This window comes from Pimelobacter simplex, assembly GCF_024662235.1.
GTDB lineage: Bacteria > Actinomycetota > Actinomycetes > Propionibacteriales > Nocardioidaceae > Nocardioides.
In genome coordinates this window covers 891,233-910,655 of the sequence record NZ_CP096276.1, presented here as the reverse complement: position 1 = coordinate 910,655, position 19,423 = coordinate 891,233, and the positions used below count along the sequence as shown (strand labels likewise).

At 73.3% G+C, this 19,423-nt stretch carries 20 protein-coding genes and 1 pseudogene; 10 read left to right on the top strand and 11 right to left on the bottom strand.

All coding sequences use genetic code 11. The features are described 5' to 3' along the window. Positions 1-64 precede the first annotated feature (64 nt). Complete coding sequence (locus M0M48_RS04325) at positions 65-484, bottom strand: cupin domain-containing protein (RefSeq protein WP_215815537.1); 420 nt, start codon at positions 482-484, stop codon at positions 65-67. A 525-nt stretch (positions 485-1,009) separates the two neighbouring features. Between M0M48_RS04325 and M0M48_RS04320 the strand changes: the two genes are divergently transcribed. Both M0M48_RS04320 and tpx read left to right on the top strand, forming a co-directional pair. Continuing rightward, positions 1,010-3,559 (top strand): SCO7613 C-terminal domain-containing membrane protein, encoded by a 2,550-nt coding sequence (locus M0M48_RS04320; RefSeq protein WP_257750194.1) that lies wholly within the window; start codon positions 1,010-1,012, stop codon positions 3,557-3,559. 35 nt (positions 3,560-3,594) lie between these two features. After that, positions 3,595-4,086 (top strand): thiol peroxidase, encoded by a 492-nt coding sequence (tpx, locus tag M0M48_RS04315; protein ID WP_215815539.1) that lies wholly within the window; start codon positions 3,595-3,597, stop codon positions 4,084-4,086. A gap of 11 nt (positions 4,087-4,097) precedes the next feature. On the opposite strand, the gene M0M48_RS04310 is transcribed toward tpx, so the two are convergent. Both M0M48_RS04310 and moeZ read right to left on the bottom strand, forming a co-directional pair. Beyond that, positions 4,098-4,400 carry an MGMT family protein gene (locus M0M48_RS04310; protein ID WP_215815540.1) on the bottom strand — a complete coding sequence of 101 codons (303 nt, stop codon included), beginning with the start codon at positions 4,398-4,400 and terminating at the stop codon, positions 4,098-4,100. Between the two features lie 182 nt (positions 4,401-4,582). Beyond that, positions 4,583-5,791, bottom strand: a complete 1,209-nt coding sequence (moeZ, locus tag M0M48_RS04305) for an adenylyltransferase/sulfurtransferase MoeZ (protein ID WP_257750193.1) — start codon at positions 5,789-5,791, stop codon at positions 4,583-4,585. Positions 5,792-5,975: 184 nt separating this feature from the next. Between moeZ and M0M48_RS04300 the strand changes: the two genes are divergently transcribed. Genes M0M48_RS04300 through M0M48_RS04285 form a run of 4 tightly spaced genes read left to right on the top strand, consistent with a single transcriptional unit; the run spans position 5,976 to position 8,166 of the window. Continuing rightward, on the top strand, positions 5,976-6,620 hold the full coding sequence (locus tag M0M48_RS04300) for a TetR/AcrR family transcriptional regulator (protein ID WP_257750192.1): 645 nt from the start codon (positions 5,976-5,978) through the stop codon (positions 6,618-6,620). Between the two features lie 39 nt (positions 6,621-6,659). Beyond that, a complete protein-coding gene (locus tag M0M48_RS04295; RefSeq protein WP_215815543.1) occupies positions 6,660-6,890 on the top strand; it encodes a DUF3107 domain-containing protein in 231 nt (76 codons plus the stop codon). 48 nt (positions 6,891-6,938) lie between these two features. Next, positions 6,939-7,757, top strand: a complete 819-nt coding sequence (locus tag M0M48_RS04290; RefSeq protein WP_257750191.1) for a PP2C family protein-serine/threonine phosphatase — start codon at positions 6,939-6,941, stop codon at positions 7,755-7,757. Positions 7,758-7,794: 37 nt separating this feature from the next. Continuing rightward, positions 7,795-8,166, top strand: coding sequence for a hypothetical protein (locus M0M48_RS04285; protein WP_215815545.1), 372 nt, complete (start codon positions 7,795-7,797; stop codon positions 8,164-8,166). Here the strand turns inward: M0M48_RS04285 and ligD (M0M48_RS04280) are convergent. From ligD (M0M48_RS04280) to lhgO, 3 genes are read right to left on the bottom strand one after another with little or no spacing between them, the layout of a single operon-like run. Next, positions 8,159-9,076, bottom strand: coding sequence for a non-homologous end-joining DNA ligase (gene ligD / locus M0M48_RS04280; RefSeq protein WP_257750190.1), 918 nt, complete (start codon positions 9,074-9,076; stop codon positions 8,159-8,161). The genes M0M48_RS04285 and ligD (M0M48_RS04280) overlap by 8 nt on opposite strands. Further along, a complete protein-coding gene (ligD, locus tag M0M48_RS04275; protein ID WP_374197014.1) occupies positions 9,076-10,005 on the bottom strand; it encodes a non-homologous end-joining DNA ligase in 930 nt (309 codons plus the stop codon). The genes ligD (M0M48_RS04280) and ligD (M0M48_RS04275) overlap by 1 nt, the downstream gene beginning before the upstream one ends. Before the next feature lie 8 nt (positions 10,006-10,013). After that, on the bottom strand, positions 10,014-11,204 hold the full coding sequence (lhgO, locus tag M0M48_RS04270; protein WP_257750189.1) for an L-2-hydroxyglutarate oxidase: 1,191 nt from the start codon (positions 11,202-11,204) through the stop codon (positions 10,014-10,016). A 52-nt stretch (positions 11,205-11,256) separates the two neighbouring features. On the opposite strand from lhgO, the gene ku reads away from it, so the two are divergent. Beyond that, positions 11,257-12,171, top strand: a complete 915-nt coding sequence (gene ku / locus M0M48_RS04265; protein WP_215815548.1) for a non-homologous end joining protein Ku — start codon at positions 11,257-11,259, stop codon at positions 12,169-12,171. On the opposite strand, the gene M0M48_RS04260 is transcribed toward ku, so the two are convergent. Beyond that, positions 12,168-13,400, bottom strand: a complete 1,233-nt coding sequence (locus M0M48_RS04260) for a trypsin-like peptidase domain-containing protein (protein ID WP_257759308.1) — start codon at positions 13,398-13,400, stop codon at positions 12,168-12,170. The two genes, ku and M0M48_RS04260, sit on opposite strands and share 4 nt — an antisense overlap. Before the next feature lie 192 nt (positions 13,401-13,592). Between M0M48_RS04260 and M0M48_RS04255 the strand changes: the two genes are divergently transcribed. Continuing rightward, positions 13,593-13,730, top strand: coding sequence for a hypothetical protein (locus M0M48_RS04255; protein ID WP_257759361.1), 138 nt, complete (start codon positions 13,593-13,595; stop codon positions 13,728-13,730). A gap of 11 nt (positions 13,731-13,741) precedes the next feature. Here M0M48_RS04255 and M0M48_RS04250 read toward each other — a convergent pair. Together M0M48_RS04250 and M0M48_RS04245 are read right to left on the bottom strand one after the other, a co-directional pair. After that, a pseudogene (locus tag M0M48_RS04250) lies at positions 13,742-13,918 on the bottom strand (FHA domain-containing protein); the annotation flags it as partial. 5 nt (positions 13,919-13,923) lie between these two features. Then, positions 13,924-15,249 (bottom strand): protein kinase domain-containing protein, encoded by a 1,326-nt coding sequence (locus tag M0M48_RS04245; RefSeq protein WP_252373365.1) that lies wholly within the window; start codon positions 15,247-15,249, stop codon positions 13,924-13,926. A gap of 116 nt (positions 15,250-15,365) precedes the next feature. On the opposite strand from M0M48_RS04245, the gene M0M48_RS04240 reads away from it, so the two are divergent. Both M0M48_RS04240 and M0M48_RS04235 read left to right on the top strand, forming a co-directional pair. Beyond that, positions 15,366-16,067 carry a vWA domain-containing protein gene (locus tag M0M48_RS04240; protein WP_215815551.1) on the top strand — a complete coding sequence of 234 codons (702 nt, stop codon included), beginning with the start codon at positions 15,366-15,368 and terminating at the stop codon, positions 16,065-16,067. Then, positions 16,064-17,014 carry a protein phosphatase 2C domain-containing protein gene (locus tag M0M48_RS04235; RefSeq protein ID WP_257750187.1) on the top strand — a complete coding sequence of 317 codons (951 nt, stop codon included), beginning with the start codon at positions 16,064-16,066 and terminating at the stop codon, positions 17,012-17,014. Before M0M48_RS04240 ends, M0M48_RS04235 begins: the two co-directional genes overlap by 4 nt. Before the next feature lie 15 nt (positions 17,015-17,029). Here M0M48_RS04235 and M0M48_RS04230 read toward each other — a convergent pair whose 3' ends face one another. Both M0M48_RS04230 and M0M48_RS04225 read right to left on the bottom strand, forming a co-directional pair. Beyond that, positions 17,030-18,532 (bottom strand): hypothetical protein, encoded by a 1,503-nt coding sequence (locus tag M0M48_RS04230; protein ID WP_257754506.1) that lies wholly within the window; start codon positions 18,530-18,532, stop codon positions 17,030-17,032. A gap of 8 nt (positions 18,533-18,540) precedes the next feature. Next, entirely contained in the window at positions 18,541-19,353 is an 813-nt protein-coding gene (locus M0M48_RS04225) for a protein kinase domain-containing protein (protein ID WP_215815554.1), read from the bottom strand. Positions 19,354-19,423: the final 70 nt, after the last annotated feature.

The following is a 19,423-nucleotide window of genomic DNA, read 5'->3' as shown; positions in this document are numbered from 1 at the left end:
CGTCACTCAACCACCCGGGTCCGACGGAACCGCAACGGGTCACCGGCGCCTGTGGACGAACCGCTCACGCGAGCTCGAAGTCGGCGAAGTCGAAGCCCGGCGAGACCAGGCAGCTGACCAGCGCGTCGGCCTCGGCGACCAGCGTGCGCTGCCAGACGCCGGCCGGGACGAGTCCCTGCGCCGTCGTACCCCCGATCGACAGCCGGGTCGCGCCGGCCGCGTCGGGTGCCGCACCGTCGCCGCCGAGCTCGACGGTCACCGTCCCGGTGTGCGCCAGCCAGATCTCGTCGGAGGAGACCCGGTGCCAGGCCGAGCTCTCCCCCGCCGGCAGCAGGAAGTAGATGAGCGTGGCCGTCGGCCGGACCCGTCCGTCGGGCAGGGTCACGGTGACCGGCGAGGCCCAGGTCCGGCGGTACCACCCGCCCTCGGGGTGCGGGGACAGGTCGAGCCGGACGGCGAGCGGCGGACGGTCGGGCTGCTCCATGGGGCCAGTGTGCCCGGCGCCCGGACGGTCCGCGGGCGGAGGCGAAAAAGGCGAAGGGCCCTCGTGAGTATGAGTCACAAGGGCCCTTCAAGGTGACCGGTACTGGTGACGCTCCCGGTCGATCACCCGGCTGCACAGATCCCACGAGCCTCGTCACCCGGCTCGCGCGGCCGGCGTCCCCGTGAGGGGCCGCCTCGCCTCGACCCGAAGGTCTCGGCCTGGCCGGCTGGATCGTCGCCTTCCGGCTGATCCCGCTCTCCCGGAGGAGTGCGTGGGAGAAGTTCTACGCCCGTCCACGACCCTGTCGCAAGGGGTTTCCACCAAGTTTTTCGGGGGTTTCTCGTCATCCACCGATCTTCGGCGTGTCGTCCACAGACACGCGGGAGGTCGTCCACAGGAACGCCGACCTCCTCCCCAAAATTGGGGACGGCCTGTGGAGAACCTTCCCGACCTGAGTGCGGGTACTCAGGGGACCTGAGTTCCCGCGCGATGCCGGGGCCCCGCGGCGCGTGAGGAGATGGATCCATGCGCTACGCCGACCCGACGCTCTGTCCCGACTGCCGCGCCGACCTGCCGGTCGGCGTCCGCGTCTGCCCGACCTGCGACCTGCTGGTCCGCCATTCCCTGGCGGTCGACCTCTTCGGCACGCTGGGCCGGGCCGACACCCTGCTGGCCGAGCTGCGCCGCGCGAGCGACACCCACCGCGCGGCCACCACTGGCGCCCGGCCGGTCGCCGTGTCCGCCCTCGGCGGACCGCTGGTGCCGCCGGGACAGCCGGTCGAGCCGAAGCGGTCGACCTCGATCCCGGCGCCTCCGCCGCCGCTCCCGCCGTACCCGGCCGGACCGGGCGCCGCGGCCACGCCCCCGCCGCCCCCGGCGGCAGCGCACAGCGGCGTCGCGTTCGCGTCGGTGCCGAAGATCCTGCTCGGCCTCGGCGCCTTCTGCCTGCTGGTCGCGGCGATCATCTTCCTCGCGGTCTCCTGGTCCACGCTCGGCGTCGGCGGCCGTACGGCGGTCCTGGCCGGCTTCACCCTCGCCGCCGGTACGTCGGCCCTGCTCCTGCACCGGATCGGGCTGCGCATCGCCGGGGAGTCCCTGGTCGTCGTCGCACTCGGCATGCTCGCCCTCGACGTCGTCGGCGCCGGTGCCGCCGGGTGGTTCGGCGACACCGCCGACGGCACCGTCGCGTGCGTGGCCGGTCTGGTGACGCTCGTCGCGGGCATCGCCCTCGGCCTGCTGCGCGTCGGCGCACAGCCGCGACTGGTCGCCCCGCAGGTGATCGCGGGCATCGCCCTCGTCGTCGCCTACGGCGGCGCGATGGTCGCCACCGACCACCACCTCGTCACCGGCCACGCGCTCACCGCCGTCGGCATCGGCGCGGTCCTCGTCGGCCGGCTTCAGCGCACGCCCGCGCTGCTGTGGTCGGCGGCCGCCGCGAGCGGCCTGGTCTGGCTGAGCACCGGGACCGGCGGCCTGCTCCTCGCACTCGACGAGCCGACCCTGCGCGAGCTGTGGATCGAGGGCACCGGCTGGTCGCTGCTCGTCACCGCCGGGCTGCTGCTCGTCCCCGGTCTGGTCGCCCGCCACCACGAGACGCTCCTCGCCGGGGCCAGCGGCGCCGCGCTGGTCGTGACCGGGATCGTGACGCTCCCCTGGGCCGACGACGGCGCCCGGACCGTCGGGCTGATCGCCCTCGCGGCGACCACGGTGTGGGTGCTCGCGCTCGCCCTGCTCCCCCGATCCTTCCGGGTCGTCGCGATCGCTCCGGCGGGCATGGGTGCGCTGATCCTCGCCGGGCTCGCCGCGGGCACCTCGGGCACCGCGCTGGACCGCTGGAGCCGGATCGCGCAGGGCTTCGAGCACCCGGTGGGCGTCCGGCTGGACGGCCCGGAGCCGTTCACCGAGCCGCTCCTGCTCGTCCCCTCGCTGCTCGTCGTGCTCGCCTGCCTCGTGCTGCTCACCCCCGACCGCGGCCGCAACGCGCCGCGGGTGTGGGCCGAGGTCGCCGGTCTCACCGTCGGCCTGGGCGCGGCCACCACCCTCGCGTCGTACGACGTCGCGCTGGCCCTGCCCGCCGGCGTCCTCGCGCTGACCGCGATCGGGGCGGCCGGCCTCGCGCTGAGCGCCAGCGGCCCCCGGGCCGGTGTCCTCGCCGCGGCCGCCGCGACAGTGGCCGGCGGGGCCGCCCTGACCGCCACCCCCAGCGCGACCCTCACGCTCGCCCTCGCCGGCGCGCTCAGCGCCGCGATGCTCGCCCTCGCGGTCCTCGGCCGCGACGCCGGCCGCCGTCTGGTCGGCGGCCTCGCCGCCGTCCCGCTCCTGGCGCTCGCCACCGCGGCCGGCGTCCACGTCGCCGGTGGCGGCACCGCCTGGGTCGCCATCCCGGTCCTGCTCGCGGTCGGCCGGCTGGCGCTCGCGCTCCCCCGGGTCGAGGTCGAGGCGGCCGCGATCGGCGCCGCGATCGTCACCTTCCCGGTCTCGCTGGTCGCGACCGCGGACCCGGGCGGCTACACCTCGCTGTGGCTGACCGTCGCCGGCTTCATCGTGTGCGCGACCGCGCTGCTCCACGAGTCGCGCCGCTGGTGCGCGATCGGCGGCGTCGTCCTGCTGGTGCTCGCCTCGTGGGTCCGGCTCGCCGACCTCGACGTGCACGCGCCGGAGCCGTACACGCTGCCGCTCGCCGCGGGCCTGGTCGCCCTCGGGCTGTGGCGGATGCAGCGCTCCCCCTCCGTCGGCACCGCCGAGGCACTGCTCCCCGGGCTGCTCGTCGGCACCGTCCCGTCGCTGCTGTGGGTGCTGGGCGACCCGGTCTCGCTGCGCGCGCTCGTCCTCGGCGCGGCCTGCCTGGCGCTCACCGTGGCGGGTGCCGCCCTGCGCTGGAGCGCCCCGCTGGTCACCGGCGCGACCGTCGGCGCGATCGTCGTCCTGCGCGAGATCGGGCCCTACGCGGGCGACTTCCCCAAGTGGGTCTGGATCGGCCTGGCCGGCGCGCTGCTCACCGTCGTCGGCATCACCTGGGAGCGCCGGCTGCTGGAGGTGCGCCAGGCCGTCGGGTTCTTGGGGCGGCTCCGGTGACGGGCGCCCTCGGGCGACCTGCTAGACAAAGAGGCATGGCTACCACTGCACTCGGGGGGAACCCCGTCCAGACCGTCGGCGACCTCCCCGCCGTCGGCACGTCCGCCCCGACCTTCGAGCTGGCCGGCGCCGACTTCAGCGCGATCGCCCTGCCCGAGGGCCAGCGCGCGGTCCTCAACATCTTCCCGAGCATCGACACCGGCGTCTGCGCGGCCAGCGTGCGCAAGTTCAACGAGCTCGCCGCCGGCCTCGACAACACCACCGTCATCAACGTCTCCCAGGACCTGCCGCCCGCGCTGGGCCGGTTCTGCGGCGCCGAGGGCATCGACAACGTCCAGACCGCGTCGGGCTTCCGCTCGTCCTTCGGTGAGGACTACGGCGTCAAGATGGCCGACGGAAAGCTCGCCGGCCTGTTCGCCCGCTCGGTCGTCGTGGTCGACGCCGACGGCACCGTGCTGCACTCCGAGCTGGTCCCCGAGATCGCGACCGAGCCGGACTACGACGCCGCCATCGCGGCGCTGAGCTGATCTGAGCTGAGCTAGTCCCCCGTCGCCGGGTCCCAGAAGGCCCGGCGCATGTCGAGGGCGCCGCTGCCGTTGCGCAGCGGCGTCCCCTCGGCGAGGTACTCCGCGCGCGCCTGGTCGTCGTGGCTGGGTGGGAGCGTGCCGTCGGCACGCACGACGCGCCACCACGGCACCGGAGCGCCGTAGCGCGCCATCACCGACCCCACCTGACGGGGTCCTCCTCCGGCGACCTCCGCGATCGCGCCGTAGGTCGTCACCCGCCCGGGCGGGATCTGCTCGACCAGGTCGAGCACCCGCTCGACGTACCCCTCGTCCATGGCGCGATCGTGCCAGGCCGGGCCCGGAGACGCCGAGAGCCCCATCCGTGAGGACGGGGCTCTCAGGTGCTCCCTCGGTGCGGTGAACGCATGGTTCCGATCGGTGCGAGCGGCCGAAGCCGCGTTGCCAGGACCAACGACGACGTGGCGTCGCGGTTACGGCAAGGGGTCGCTCCGTCGGCTCAGTACGACGGCTGGCTGGGGTCGATCTGGTTGACCCAGGCCACCACGCCGCCGCCCACGTGGACCGCGTCGTCGTAGCCGGCACCCTTGACGATCGCCAGGCACTCCGCGGACCGCACGCCGCTCTTGCAGTGCAGGACGACCTGCTTGCCGGAGTCGACCGGCGGCAGCTGACCGAGGGCGGTGCCGTTGAGGAAGTCGCCCTTGGGGATGAGGACCGCGCCGGGGATGTGGTTGATCTCGGCCTCGGCGGGCTCGCGCACGTCGACGAGGACGAAGTCGCGGCTGCCCTCCTCCTTCTCCTTGATCATGGAGGCGAGCTGGGTCACCGAGATGGTGGCGTCGACGGCGGCGTCGGCGGCCTCCTCGGAGATCGCGCCGCAGAAGGCGTCGTAGTCGATCAGGCCGGTGACGGTCGGGTTCTCGCCGCACAGCGCGCAGTTGGGGTCCTTGCGGACCTTGAGCTTGCGCCACTCGAGCTCGAGGGCGTCGTAGATGACGAGCTTGCCGATGGCGGGCTCGCCGGCGCCGATGAGCAGCTTGATGGCCTCGTTGACCTGGATCGAGCCGATGGACGCGCACAGGACACCCAGCACGCCGCCCTCGGCGCACGAGGGGACCATGCCCGGCGGCGGGGGCTCGGGGTAGAGGCAGCGGTAGCAGGGGGCGTCGTCGGCCATGGTGGGCGCGAAGACCGACGCCTGGCCGTCGAAGCGGTAGATCGAGCCCCACACGTAGGGGATCCCGAGGAAGTACGCCGCGTCGTTGACCATGTAGCGCGTGGCGAAGTTGTCGGTGCCGTCGACGATGAGGTCGTAGCCCTTGAAGACCTCGAGCACGTTGTCGTTGTCGAGGCGGGTCTCGTGGAGGATCACGTTGACCAGGGGGTTGATCTCGAGGATCGACTCCTTGGCCGAGAGGCCCTTGGACTTGCCGAGGTCGGACATCCCGTGGATGACCTGGCGCTGCAGGTTGGACTCGTCGACCTCGTCGAACTCGGCGATGCCGAGCGTGCCGACGCCCGCGGCGGCCAGGTAGAGCAGCGCCGGGCTGCCGAGACCGCCGGCGCCGATGACGAGGACCTTGGCGTTCTTGAGGCGCTTCTGGCCGTCCATCGCGACGTCGGGGATGATCAGGTGACGGCTGTAGCGGCGGACCTCGTCGATGGTCAGCTCAGCGGCCGGCTCGACGAGCGCGGGAAAGCTCACGGCGTACTCCTCGTACTGATGTTCGGGATGCGGGTCGGTCCAGGGCCAACGCTGCGGACGCGGCCGGATGTTCCCTGGTCCCTCCATGGTCCCTGGGCCGTCCAAGGCTCGGTCACCACGTCCCGCCCATTGGACCGGCGCCCGGTGCGTGGCCGACGCCCTACCAGCGAGTAGGCTCACGGACGTGGTGACCGAGCAGTTCGACCTGGACGAGACGCGACCGCGCGGTGTGCGCCTGCCCCGCCGCGAGCGACGTGCGCAGCTGCTGGCCGCCGCGCTCGAGGTCTTCGTCGCACAGGGCTACCACGCGGCGGCGATGGACGACATCGCCGAGCGCGCGGGTGTGTCCAAGCCGGTGCTCTACCAGCACTTCCCCGGCAAGCTCGAGCTCTACCTGGCGATCCTCGACGCCGCGTGCGACTCGATCATCGCCAACTGCCGCGAGGCGCTCGAGTCCACCCAGGACAACAAGCAGCGCGTGGCGGCCGCGATCGACGCCTTCTACGCCTACGTCGGCCACGACACCGGCGCCTTCCGCCTGGTCTTCGAGTCCGACCTCACCAACGAGCCCGCGGTGCGCGGCCACGTCGACCGGGTCACCACCGAGTGCGCCGCGATGATCGCCTCGGTGATCAAGGACGACACCGGGCTGCCCTCGTCGGCCTCGCAGCTGCTCGCCGTCTCGCTGGTGGGAATGGCCCAGGTCAGCGCGCGGTTCTGGCTCACCGAGGCCGAGAGCGGTCTCGCGGACCTGACCCGTGACCAGGCCACGGCACTGGTGGCGGGACTGGCCTGGCGCGGCATCCGCGGCTACCCGCTCAATGACTAGGCTTGGCTTGCGCCGTCCCCACGAACCAGGAGTGTGACCATGACCGTCGAGGTCAAGATCGGTGTCCAGCAGACCGCCCGCGAGCTCGTCATCGAGACCGACGAGTCCAACGAGTCGATCGCCGCGCAGGTCAAGGAGGCCCTCTCCTCCGGTGACGGCGTGCTCACGCTGACCGACACCAAGGGCAAGGTCACCGTCGTCGCCGCCGCCAAGCTCGCCTACGTCGAGATCGGCCGGAGCACCGCGGGGCAGGTCGGCTTCCGCAGCTGAGGGAACTACGACGCCCCTCCCCGGCGTTGAACAAGCAGGACCAGGGAGGTGAGCGTCGTGCTCCAATTCCGCTTCGACGCACGCAGCGACACCGGCCGCGTGCGGACGAACAATGAGGACTCCGGCTTCGCCGGGCCCTACCTGCTCTGCGTGGCCGACGGCGTCGGCGGCGCGGCGGCCGGTGAGATCGCGTCGGCCACGACGACGTACGTCGTGAGCGCGCGGGCGCTCGCCCATCCCGGCCACGAGCCCGGCCGGCTGCTCGCCCTGGCGGCCCGCGAGGCGCACGCCCAGCTCGTCGCGGGGGTCGCCGCCGACCCGCACCGCACGGGCATGGCGACCACCCTGACCGCCGTCCTGACCGACGGGGTGCACAGCGCCCTGGCCCAGGTCGGCGACTCGCGGGCCTACCTCCTGCGCGCGGGCGAGCTCACCCAGCTCAGCCACGACCAGACGCTGGTCCAGGAGATGCTCGACGCCGGCCGGATCACCGAGGCGGAGGCGGCCGCGTCGCCGTACCGCCACGTGGTGATGCACGCGATCGACGCCGACGAGGTCCCCGAGCCCGACATCCTGATGCTCGCGCTCCAGCCCGGCGACCGGCTCCTGCTGTGCAGCGACGGCGTCACCGACGTGCTCTCGGCGGCCGCGCTCCAGATGCTGCTCGGGCTCGACGCCCGCAGCATGGCCACCGACCGGATCGTCCGCGCGGCGCTCGACGCCGGCAGCCGCGACAACGTCACGGTGATCGTCGCCGACGTCGTCGACGCGCCCGGGATCGTGGCCAACGGACAGGTCCTGGGCGCCGGGATCGACCTCGACAACGTGGTCGATCCCTCCGCCGTGCGGCCGCTGCGCTCGGCGTAGCGCACCCGAGGTCGGCCCGGAGTCCTACACTGGCTGGGTGAGCGCCGAGCGGAGCTACGAGTACGCGCGCCTGTGGGTGCCGCTGTACGACGCCGCCGCGCTCACGGTCACCCGGCCCGTCTACCTGGTCGAGTCCGGTGAGGGCTTCGAGGGATTCGCGGCCGAGAAGAACACGACGCTGATGGGCCTGTTCAACGAGATGGGCCGGGCGGGCTGGCGGATCGAGGCCACCGGGCAGCGGGTCAGCCACCCCTCCCCGGAGTTCCAGCTGCTCATCGACGCCACGCTCGACGAGGCCGACCACGCGGTCGCGCCCGACGAGGTCGCGCACGCGGTCGGCACCGGCGGCGACCCGGCGGGGGTCGTCACCGAGTTCGACGTCTACGCCATGCGCCGCCGGATCAGCTGAACAGGTCGCCGTACTCCTCGACGCGGGCGAGCACCTGGGCCGGGCTGAACTGGTCGAGCCCGAGCGGGTCCTCGGCGCCGGCGGCCACCTCGTCCCAGTCGATCGGGGTGGCGACCTGAGGGCGCGTCGTGCCCCGCAGCGAGTACGGCGCCACGGTGGTCTTGGAGCCGGCGTTCTGGGACCAGTCGAGGAAGACCTTGCCCCGGCGCCGCGCCTTGGTCATCGTCGCGGTGAGCTGCTGGGGGTGGGCCGCGGCGAGCTCCTCGGCGATCTCCCGGGCGATCTCGCTGGTCTCGGAGGACGCCAGCGGCTCGGCGAGCGGGGCGTAGAGGTGCAGGCCCTTGCTGCCGCTGGTGACCGGCAGGGCGTCGTAACCGCGCTCGGCGAGGGCGTCGCGCACGAGTAGCGCGACCTGGCAGCACTCGTGCAGGCCGGCGGGCTCGCCGGGGTCGAGGTCGATCACGATCCGGTCGGCGCCGACCGGGTCGCCGTCGTCGTCGACGGTCCACTGGTGCACGTGCAGCTCGAGCGCGGCCAGGTTGACCGCCCAGACCAGGGTCGGCAGCTGGTCGATGATCGGGAACACCAGGGTGTCGCCGTGCCGGCTCGGCCCGCGGCTGCCGGTGGTCGGCACCTCGGCGGTGCGCACCCAGCTCGGGGTGCCGGCGGGCGCGTTCTTCTCGAAGAAGCTCATGTCGCCGACGCCGTGCGGCCAGCGGATCCGGGTCACCGGGCGCCCGGCCAGGTGCGGGAGCAGGACGGGCGCGACCCGGACGTAGTAGTCGAGCACCTCGCCCTTGGTGGTGCCGGTGCTCGGGTAGAGGACCTTCTCGAGGTTGGTCAGCCGCATCGTGCGGCCCTCGACGTCGACGTGGACCTCGCTCTGGGGGTGGTCGCTCTTCTTGGGCATCAGAGGTCCTCGGCGGTGAGGTCGGTGCGCACGCCCTGGTACGACGGCTGCCGGAGCCGCTCGTAGCCGACGCCGTGGGTGTCGACGTCGATCACGACGACCGGCTCGACCCAGGTCGTGCCGGCGGCGTCCTCGCGGGGCACCTCGCCGACGAACGGGTTGGCCGTGCGGGTGAGCGGGGCGAGCAGCTCGGCGAGCGCCCGGGACTGCTTGGGACCGATGCCGCTGCCGACCCGGCCGCGGTAGTGCAGCCCGTCGGCGGTCGGCTCCCCCACGAGGACGGCGGCGAGCCGCTCGCTCGTGCCGACCTGGGGACGCCAGCCGCCGATCACGTAGGAGCCGCGGTGCCGGTGGGCGAGCTTGAGCCAGTGGTGGCTCCGCTCCCCCGGCCGGTACGCCGAGTCGCGGCGCTTGCTCACGATGCCCTCGAGCCCCTGGGCCCGGGTGGCGTCGTGGAGCATCGGGCCGTCGTCGTACTCGGCGGGGACCTGCCAGCCGGCGACCGCCAGGTCGAGCCCGGCCAGCCGCCGGCGGCGCTCGTGGAGCGGCAGCGGGCAGAGGTCCTCGCCGTCGAGGCGGAGCAGGTCGAAGACCATGTAGGTGGCCGGGATGCTCGCGGCGAGCCGGGCCACGGTGGCGGGCTTGCGGACGTGCATCCGGTCGGCGATCACCCGGAAGTCGGGGACTCCGCGCTCGTTGAGGGCGATGATCTCGCCGTCGACGACCAGGTCGCGCACGCCGGGCGGCGGGGTCTGCAGCTCGGGCCAGGCGGGGGTGATCCGGTTGCCGTTGCGGCTGGTCAGGGTGACGGTGCCGCCCTCGACGAAGCCGAGCGCGCGGACGCCGTCCCACTTGACCTCGTGGCACCACTCCTCGCCGAGCGGCACGTGCGTGCCCGGCGTCGCGAGCATGGGCAGCAGGTCGGGCACGGCACCCATCATGCCGGGATCCGGTCGACGACGTGCTCGGCGATGGCCAGGCTCGACGTCGCCGCGGGCGACGGCGCGTTGCGGACGCTGGTGACGCCGTCGGCGTGCTCGATGCGGAAGTCGTCGACCAGGGTGCCGTCGCGCTCCACGGCCTGGGCGCGGATGCCGAAGCCGCGGCGGTGCACGTCGGCGACGCCGATCGCCGGGACGTAGCGCTGGGCGTCGCGCAGGTAGGCGCGCACCGACAGCGAGCCGCGGACCTCGCGCACGCCGGTGCGCCAGTGCCGGGCCGCGAGGTGCCAGAAGCCCGGCCAGGCGACGGTGTCGGCGAGGTCGCGCGCGCTCACCGACGAGCGGCGGTAGGCGTCGCGGTGCGGGGCGAGGACGGCGTTGGGGCCGACCTCGAGCGAGCCGTCGACGCGGCGGGTGAAGTGGACGCCGAGGAAGGGGTAGCGCGGGTCGGGGACGGGATAGACCATGCCGCGCACGAGCTCCTGCTTCGCCGGTACGACGGCGAGGTACTCCCCGCGGAAGGGCAGGATCCGCGGCTCCGCACCGCCACCGGCGAGCCGGCCGAGACGGTCGGACTGGAGGCCGCCGCAGAGCACGACGCGGTCGACGTGGTGCGAGCCGGCACCCGCGCGGAGGCGGACTCCCCCGGTGACCCGGTCGATCGCGGTGACCGGGGTGCTCAGCAGCACCCGGCCGCCGGCCGCGGTGATCTCGCGGGCGAGCTGCTCGGCGACCGCGACGTAGTCGGTGATCGCGGTCCGGGGCGAGTGGAGCGCGGCGAGCCCGGCGGCGTACGGCTCGACCTCGCGCAGCGCGGCCGGGTCGAGCCGGCGCAGGCCGGGGACGCCGTTGTCGCGGGCGGTGCGCTCGAGCGCGTCGAAGCGGCCGAGCTCGGCGGCCGCGACGGCGACGACGACCTTGCCGCACTCGTCGTACGGGAGGGCGTGCTCGGCGCAGTAGTCGCGGAGCAGGTCGCGCCCGCGGGTGCACAGCTCGGCCTTGAGGCTCCCGGGGCGGTAGTAGATGCCGGCGTGGACCACGCCGGAGTTGTGTCCGGTCTGGTGGGCGCCGACGCGGTCCTCCTTCTCGAGGACCGTCACCTCGGCTCCCGGGCGGCGGCGGAGCAGCTCCCGGGCGACCGCCAGGCCCACGATCCCGCCGCCGACGATGCCGATGCGCTGCTCCACGGGTCCATCGTGTCAGGACGCGCTGTCGGCCGCGCAGCGTAGGCTGAGCCCCATGCGTGCGATCTGGAAGGGTGCCGTCTCGTTCGGCCTCGTCAGCGTCCCGGTCAAGCTCTACAGCGCGACCGAGAGCCACGACGTCTCGTTCCGGCAGGTCCACGCCAAGGACGGCGGCCGGATCAAGTACCAGCGGGTCTGCGCGATCGACGGCGAGGAGGTCCCCTACTCCGACATCGCCAAGGGCTACGAGACCGAGGACGGCGAGATGGTCGTCCTCACCGAGGACGACATGGCGAACCTGCCGATGACGTCCTCGCGCGAGATCGCGGTCGAGAAGTTCGTGCCGAGCGACCAGATCGACCCGCTGCTGTTCGAGAAGTCCTACTACCTGGAGCCGGAGAAGACCGGCGCCAAGCCCTACGCGCTGCTGCGCCAGGCGCTGCTCGAGGCCGACCGGATGGCTGTCGTGACCGTCGCGCTGCGCCAGCGGGTGACCACGGCGGTGCTGCGGGTGCGCGACGACGTGATCGTGCTCCAGACGATGATGTGGCCCGACGAGATCCGCACGCCCGACTTCAGCGTCGAGGCCGGCGAGGTCAAGGACGCCGAGGTCAAGATGGCCCAGATGCTCGTCGAGACGCTGTCGGGTGACTTCGACCCCGACGAGTTCGAGGACGACTACGCCGAGGCCGTGCAGGCGGTGGTCAAGGCCAAGATCGACGGCGGCGAGGTGCAGCGCACCGAGACCTCCACCAAGACCGGGGGCGAGGTGGTCGACCTGCTGGCCGCGCTGCAGCGCTCGGTCGAGGCGGCCAAGACCTCGCGTGGCGAGTCCGACGAGAAGCCGGCCGCCAAGAAGGCCCCCGCGAAGAAGACCGCCGCGAAGAAGGCTCCGGCGAAGAAGGCGGCCGCCAAGAAGACGACGACGAAGAAGGCCGCGGCCAAGAAGACCGCCAAGAAGGCGAGCTAGCGGGTCTCGTCCTCGGCCTTGGCGATCAGGTCCTTGACGACGTCGATCGAGCGGATCCGGCCGCTGGTGACGGTCGAGCCCTGGTCGGCGAAGAGCGAGGTCGGGATGCCGATCAGCTCGCCCTCGCTGTTGATCGCCATGCCGCCGGAGTTGCCGGGCGCGATCCGGGCGTCGGTGTCGAGCTCGGAGCGCGGGCCCAGCTCGGGATCGTTGAGCACGGTCGAGATGACGCCGGTGGTCACGGTGATCGACTCGCCCGAGCCGGCCACGGCCGGGAAGCCGAGCACGGTGACGCTGTCGCCGGCGCGCAGGTCGCCGGAGCTGCCGATCGGGACCGTGGGCAGGTCGAGCTTGCCGGTCAGGTCGTTGCCCTGGGCGTCGGCGTAGATCTGGACGACGGCGACGTCGAGGTTGCCGTCGGCCTCGACCACGCGGGCGCGGTAGGCCGCGGGGGCGTTGGTGTCGGTCATGCCGTCGGTGAGCGAGATGAGCAGGTAGTCGGGGTTCGCGATCCGCTCGGCCGAGCCGTACTTGTCGGTCAGGCCGGGCGCCTCGGGCGCGGCGACGTGGGCGTTGGTCAGGATCAGGCCGTCGGAGCGGATGATCGAGCCGGAGCCGTGGTAGGTGCCGATCCGGCTCGGGTCGTCGAGCAGGTGGCTGTCGGCGGTGATCTTGACCGTGGCGGCCTTGGCCGCGTCGAGCGCCGCGCCGCGGTCGGCGCGGCCGCCGCCGCCGGCCGGGTCGTCGCGACCGAGCAGCCAGGCCGTCGTACCGATGCCGGCGACGAGGACGAGGGCGAGGGCGGCGGCGATCGCGCCGATGATCACCAGGCGCTTGCCCAGGCGGCGCCGGGCGATCCGGCGCTCCTCCTCGGCCGCGGACAGGATCGGGACGAGCGCGAGCTCGGGGCCCGCCACCGGGTGGCCCAGGCGCAGGGCGAGCCGCTCGTCGAAGGCGCGCGTGGTGACCCGGCGGCCGTCGTCGAAGGTGCCCTCGTTGGACAGGTTGGTGTAGGTCCAGCCGCCGGGGACCGGGTCGATCCGGCCGTGCACGCGCGAGCAGGCGGGGTCGCCGATGACGACCGTGCAGTCGCTGCGGCGCCCGACGGTGATCTGCATCGGGTGCCGGAAGCGGTGCTCGCGGCCCTCGGCGACGACGAGCAGGTCGGGGCCGCTGCGCGGGGGCACCGGTCCGGCCGGGCCGGGGGCGCCGGCGGGGCGCTGGGGCATCGCCAGGACCTGGGTGGCGTCGTTGCCCGCGATGGCCGGCGGGAGGCCCGGGGCCGCGGCAGGACGGGCGCCCGGGGGCGGCGGGGGCGCGTTGGGGGCGGCGGCGGAGGCGGCGCGAAGGCCGGCGGGCGGGTCGGCTCGTCGCGGAGCACGGGCGGCTCGACCGGCACCTCGACCGGCACCTCGGCCGGCGTGCGCGGCGTGGCGGCGGCGATGTCGTACTCGGCCGCCGGGACGATCACCAGGCTGGCGCCGGCCGCGGGCGGGCCGCAGCGGACCTCGATCCGGGTCTCGACGGGGTACTCGGTGATCCGCTCGCCCTCGACGTAGGTGCCGAACTGGCTGCCCTGGTCGACGAGCACCCAGCCGAAGTCGGAGGCGTGCAGCTCGGCGTGCTGGCGCGAGACCGAGCCGGCGGTGAGCACGACGTCGGCCTCGATCGCGCGTCCGATTCGGTAGACGGGCTTCCCCTCGAGGCGGAGGACGCGACCCTCGACCTCGACCACCAGACCTGCCATGCGGTTCACCCTAGGCCCGGAGCCGGCGCCGCCGGACGGCGCACCTGCACCGTCGCGTCGCGGATCTGGATCCGGGCACCCTCGACCAGCTCGATCGTGCGGTCGGGCTCGAGCAGGAAGTTCTGCCCGCCGGGGTAGGCGACCGGCCAGGAGAAGTCGGAGGCGTTGTGCAGGCCCCAGCGGTCGGGCGCCGACGGGTGCCGGCGTACGTCGGCCAGGACCGTGGGGTGGTCGATGCCGGAGGTCAGGTGGTCGGAGCGGATCGTGGTCTGGGGACCGACCGCCAGCGTGCGCCGCCCGATCGAGAGCAGGTACGGCGGCCGCACCTGCGTGCGGTCCTGCCAGCAGGTCACGGCGTCCTCACCGGGGCTCCAGAAGTTGGTCGTGCCGCAGGTCGGGCAGGCGAGCATGCCGTCGCGGAGCCGGTCCATGGCCTTGATCCACTGACCCTCGGTGACCCGGGCACCCGGGTTGTCGAGGCCGTCACCGAACGCCTGGACGAACAGGTCGCGCAGGAACTGGGGATAGATGTTCCAGTACTGCTGGACGATCTGGGCCGGCCGGTTGTCGGCATGGGCCGGGTGCATGCAGAACCGCGGCTCGGTGCCGAAGTGGGTCATCAGCCAGTGGGCGTCGCGCATCCCGGTGTCGGTGCGCGCGCCCTCGAGGGGGTGGCCGAGGAAGAGCGCGTAGAACAGCAGCACCGCCAGCGAGTGCCGGTCGGTGTCGGTGTTGGGCAGCGTGCGGTAGGTCGTGTCGCGCACGACCTCGGGCGCCATGAAGTAGGGCGTGCCGAGCACCCGGCCGGTGCCGTTGTCGATGCCGACGTTGTCGTTGTCGCAGATGAGGACGTCGCCGTTGGCCGGGTCGAAGAACACGTTGCCGAAGGAGATGTCGCGGTAGCACAGGCCGCGGGCGTGGAGCCGCAGGAAGCTGTAGCTCAGCTGGCGGCACAGCTCGATGATCGAGGCGAACGAGACGTCGAGCGGACGGCCCTCGCGGTCGGCGTTGAGGAGCAGGAAGCTCAGCTCGAGGAAGCGCTGGTGGCGCAGGTGCATCACGTAGCCGAAGCTCGGCTCGGTGCCGACCCGCGCCATGCTCAGCGGCCAGAGGAAGCGCTCGTGCGGCGAGCCGATCTCGACGAGCTGCTGCATCTCGTCGTACTGCTGGGCGGTGGCGCTCTCCGGCTTGTACCACTTCAGTGCCAGCGGCTCCCCGGACTCGCGGCGTACCTCGAAGACGTAGCCCTGCCCGCCCTGCCCCAGGAGCGACGTCACCCGGGCGCGTCCCAACGGTCCGAGGTCCACCTCGACACCCTCTGCCAGCACCATGGGGCTGCCTGACCTCCGTCTTCTGGACTCCGAACCTGCGTGACAGGCTATAACCTCGTCAGAACGGGGATAGTTGAAACCTGACGACTCCCACTGCGACGAGAGAGAGGGCCGTGATGAGCGATCGGCTCGGTGGCGCCCTGGCGCGCAAGCCCCTGCACTTCATCTTCGTGCTCGACGTCTCGGGCTCGATGCTGCGCGGCGGGCGCATCCAGGCGCTCAACAACGCCATCACCGAGGTCCTCCCCCACCTCAAGGACGAGGCGCGCGCCAACCCGCACGCCGAGCTGCTCATCCGGGTGCTGGCCTTCGCCAACGAGCCGCAGTGGATCATCGAGGAGCCGACCCCCGTCGACCAGATCCACTGGAAGCGCCTCGAGGCGGTGCCGCGCGGCTTCACCGAGCTCGGCAGCGCGCTCCAGACGCTCGCCGGTGCGCTCGACCACCTCGACGAGACCAAGAGCGCCTTCCCGCCCGCGATCATCCTGGTCTCCGACGGCCGGCCCACCCAGAGCAGCGGCGTCACCTTCGCCGAGGGCCTCCAGGCCCTGCTCAACAACCGGTGGGGCGCGACCGCGGTCCGGCTGGCGCTCGGCGTCGGCCGCGACGCCGACATGCACTCGATGCGCCGCTTCGTCGGCGACGAGGACGTGCCGCTGCTGCGCGCGGACAACCCCGAGCAGCTCGTCGAGTACATCGTCTGGGCCTCCAAGGCGGCCAGCAAGGTCGCCTCACGCCCCGTGGTCGGCCCGACCACCGGGGTGAGCGCCGCGCCCCCGAGCCCGATCGGTGACCCGATCTGGAGCACCCTCGGATGACCCAGCCCCCGTTCGACGGGCGGCGCCCCGAGATCGACCGGCCGGCCGACGTCGGGCCCACCTGGACCACGCTCGCCGACACCCACATCGGGTCGGTGCACGTGCGCGACCAGCTGCCGATCCAGGACGCGGTGCTGACCTGGAACGACCACGCGCTGGGCCACGCGGTCGTCGCGGTCGCCGACGGGCACGGGCACCGGCTGCACTTCCGCAGCGACACCGGCGCCGCGCTGGCCGTGATCAGCGCGGTCGAGGAGCTGCGCCGGATCCTCCCCGAGCTGCGGGCCGCCGACCACGACGCCGCCCGCGACGCCGTACGACGGGCGGGGGCGGCGCTGGTCGCCACCTGGACCGCGAAGGTCGAGCACCACCTCGCGGCCAACCCCTACTCCCCCGCCGAGGAGGAGCTCGGGGCCGCGGCCGACCCGCTGCGCGCCTACGGCTCGACGATCCTCGCGGCCGCCGCGACGCCCGACCTGGTCGCGTTCGTCCAGATCGGCGACGGCGACTCGGTGCTCGTCTCGGCCGACGGCGTAGCCTCGCGGCCGCTGCCCGAGGACCCCGACCTCGACGGGCTGCACACCACCTCGCTGTGCCAACCGCATCCCCTCGACGCGCTGCGCGTCGCGGTGAGCGCGGCCGGCGGCGACGCGGTCGCGCTGGTCTTCTTGTGCACCGACGGCTTCGGCCGCTCCCGCGTCGACGCCGACGGGTGGTGGCGCCAGACGGGCGAGCAGCTCGTCGAGTTCATCCGCGACCGCGGTCTGGGCTGGGTGCGCGAGCAGCTGCCGGTGTGGCTGGCCGAGCCCGCCGAGATCGGCGGGGACGACACGACGATGGCGCTGCTGGTGCGCTCGGACGTCGCCGGGATCAGCCGGCCCGACCTCGCCGACACGATGCCGGTCCCGGACGAGACCGTCGAGCTGCCCCGCGCTCCCGAGGCCTGAGCGGCCCGCGGCGGCTCAGTCGTCGCTGGGCCACCACTTCTCGAGCTTGGCCAGGTCGCCCTGGAAGTGCCAGGCGATGCCGTAGCAGTTGCACTCGTCCTTGTTCCAGTCCCAGTAGAGCGTCGCGGTGCCGTCCTCGACATAGGCGTAGTAGGCGCCCTCGGCGTCGCCCTTGCCGAAGCGCCAGGTGCCGCCGTTGCCCTTCTTGGCCGCCTCGTCGTACTTCTTCTTGTAGTACTTGCGGTCCTCGCGCAGGTCCTTGCGGGTCTCGAAGCGCCCGACGTTGACGGCGACGCCGTCGACGCCGGACTCGCACTTGCTCTCCTCGGTCTCGCCGGTGAAGAACGTGCGCTGGCGAGCGCAGGTGGCGACGTCCATGTTGATGGCGATGAACTCGCGCAGCGTCGCGTCGGCGGGGCTCGTCGGCTCCGAGACCCGCGGCACCGTGGCGGTGTAGTGCTTGACGAGGTCGTCGACGCCCGCGCCGGAGGCACCGGTCAGGGTCGCCGACTGCAGGCTGCCCTTGCTGTCCCAGTAGACGACGGCCGGGTCGCTGGTGCCCGCCCGCTCGGGGTCCAGCTCGTAGAGGGCGGTCGCGCCGTTGTCGGCGGTCAGCGTGCCGGCGCTGTAGTCGAGGCGGGTGCTGCGCGCCGCGGTGAGGGCACTGTCGTCGGCATAGGTGACGAGACGCAGGGTGCCGGTGCTGATCGCGCACTGGACGACCTCGGCCTGACCGGCGCCGGGCTCCTCGGCCTTGCAGCCCGAGGCCCCCTCGGTCATCTTGGCCGAGAGCGCGTTGTAACGACCGTCGATGGCGGCCGGCGCGACGTCGACCTTGGGCCCGTCGTCGGACGTGCTGCCCGTCGGGTCCTTCTTGGCGCTGGGCCCGTCGTCGCCGCCCGCGGCGAGGACGACGGCCGTGACGCCGCCGGCGACCAGGACCACCCCGGCCACGGCGGCCGCGATCCACACGCCGGTCCGGCTCTTGCGCGGGGCGGGCGGGGCGCTGAAGGCGGCGGGCGGCTGGTACGACGGCACGGCGTACTGCTGCTGCGGGGGCGCGGCCGGCTGCGGCCAGGCGGTCGGCGGCAGCGGCGGAGCCGCCGGCGAGGCGACCGGGGGCCGGACGGGCGGGGCGGTCGGCGGCGGCAGCTCGGGCGAGGCGGGCCGGCCCGAGCGGTAGCGCTGCACGACGGCCTCGGGCACCTTGCCGACGGCGTAGCCCAGCACGGCCGACGCCCAGCTCGCGGCGGCCTGGTCGGCGCCCCCGCGGTTGCGGGCCAGCCGGAGACCGGCCTCCTCGACGGCGCGGGCCGCGTCGGCACCGCCGTCGATCATCGCGACCAGCGGGGCGAGGGTGTCGAAGCGGACCGCGTCGACGAGCAGGTTGATGTCGCCGGTGCTGGCCTGGTCCTCGGCGAGCACGTCGTCGAGGACGCCGCGGAAGCCGGAGGCGTCGTCGAAGATCGAGCGGCCGTGGACGGTGACCAGCTCGCGCAGCGCGTCGTGGAGCTCCATCGGCATCGTCAGACGGCCGCGCCGAGCTCGGTGACCAGGCCGGAGGCCCGGTCGGCGACCTCGGCCGCGGTCCGCGGTCGCGCGGCGACGTCGGCATCGAGGCAGGCCGCGATCAGGGCGGTCGCCGAGGCCGGCAGGTCGGTGGACAGGGTCGGCTGGGAGGCCAGGATCGAGCGCACCAGCAGCAGCGGCTCGGTGCCGCGCAGCTCGCCGTAGACGCCCTTGCCGGTGATCGCGAAGTGGAGCGAGGCGCCGAGCGACCAGATGTCGCTGGCCCGCGAGGCCTGGGCGCCCAGCATGATCGCGGGATCGGTGAACTCCAGGCCGATCTGGCCTAGACCTGTGGTCACCATGCCCGGGGAGAGCAGCTGGGACAGGCCGAGGTCGGCGAGCCGGCCGCCGTCCTCGGCGAGCAGGATGTTGGCGGGCTTGATGTCGCGGTGCGCGATGCCGCGCTCGTGCAGCGCGTGGGCCGCCAGCGCCGCGTCGCGCACGGCGGCCACCCGGGCACCGGTGCCGAGCTGGACCTGCGGCCGCTCCAGCGATCCCTGGGGCAGGAATTCCATCGCGTAGTAGAACGCTCCGCCGTGGCGCCCGGCGTCGTAGACGGCGACGAGACGGTCGGAGTCGGCGACGCTGAAGTGCTTGAGCTCGCGCGTGGCGCGGCGGAAGGCGTCGTCGGAGGTCGGCCCGGCGATCACCTTGACCACGACCTCGGCAGCCGGGATCCCCAACCGGGCAGGGGCCTTGGCAAGGTAGTTGGTGCCGTAGTTCGACTCGCCCAGCGGGCGCACGAACTCGTAGTCAGCGATTCCCTGCACGTGATCCTCCGGGTGGTGTGGCGCGACCTCCAGCATGTCACGGTGCCACCGGGCGGGAACCCCGAAACCA

What these genes read in the sequence shown, in the direction of transcription:
- M0M48_RS04325 (WP_215815537.1), bottom strand. Translation starts at nt 484, where the DNA reads ATGGAGCAGCCCGACCGTCCGCCGCTCGCCGTCCGGCTCGACCTGTCC.
- M0M48_RS04320 (WP_257750194.1), top strand. Translation starts at nt 1,010, where the DNA reads ATGCGCTACGCCGACCCGACGCTCTGTCCCGACTGCCGCGCCGACCTG.
- tpx (WP_215815539.1), top strand. Translation starts at nt 3,595, where the DNA reads ATGGCTACCACTGCACTCGGGGGGAACCCCGTCCAGACCGTCGGCGAC.
- M0M48_RS04310 (WP_215815540.1), bottom strand. Translation starts at nt 4,400, where the DNA reads ATGGACGAGGGGTACGTCGAGCGGGTGCTCGACCTGGTCGAGCAGATC.
- M0M48_RS04295 (WP_215815543.1), top strand. Translation starts at nt 6,660, where the DNA reads ATGACCGTCGAGGTCAAGATCGGTGTCCAGCAGACCGCCCGCGAGCTC.
- ligD (WP_257750190.1), bottom strand. Translation starts at nt 9,076, where the DNA reads ATGCCCAAGAAGAGCGACCACCCCCAGAGCGAGGTCCACGTCGACGTC.
- ku (WP_215815548.1), top strand. Translation starts at nt 11,257, where the DNA reads ATGCGTGCGATCTGGAAGGGTGCCGTCTCGTTCGGCCTCGTCAGCGTC.
- M0M48_RS04260 (WP_257759308.1), bottom strand. Translation starts at nt 13,400, where the DNA reads ATGCCCCAGCGCCCCGCCGGCGCCCCCGGCCCGGCCGGACCGGTGCCC.
- M0M48_RS04245 (WP_252373365.1), bottom strand. Translation starts at nt 15,249, where the DNA reads ATGGTGCTGGCAGAGGGTGTCGAGGTGGACCTCGGACCGTTGGGACGC.
- M0M48_RS04240 (WP_215815551.1), top strand. Translation starts at nt 15,366, where the DNA reads ATGAGCGATCGGCTCGGTGGCGCCCTGGCGCGCAAGCCCCTGCACTTC.
- M0M48_RS04235 (WP_257750187.1), top strand. Translation starts at nt 16,064, where the DNA reads ATGACCCAGCCCCCGTTCGACGGGCGGCGCCCCGAGATCGACCGGCCG.
- M0M48_RS04230 (WP_257754506.1), bottom strand. Translation starts at nt 18,532, where the DNA reads ATGGAGCTCCACGACGCGCTGCGCGAGCTGGTCACCGTCCACGGCCGC.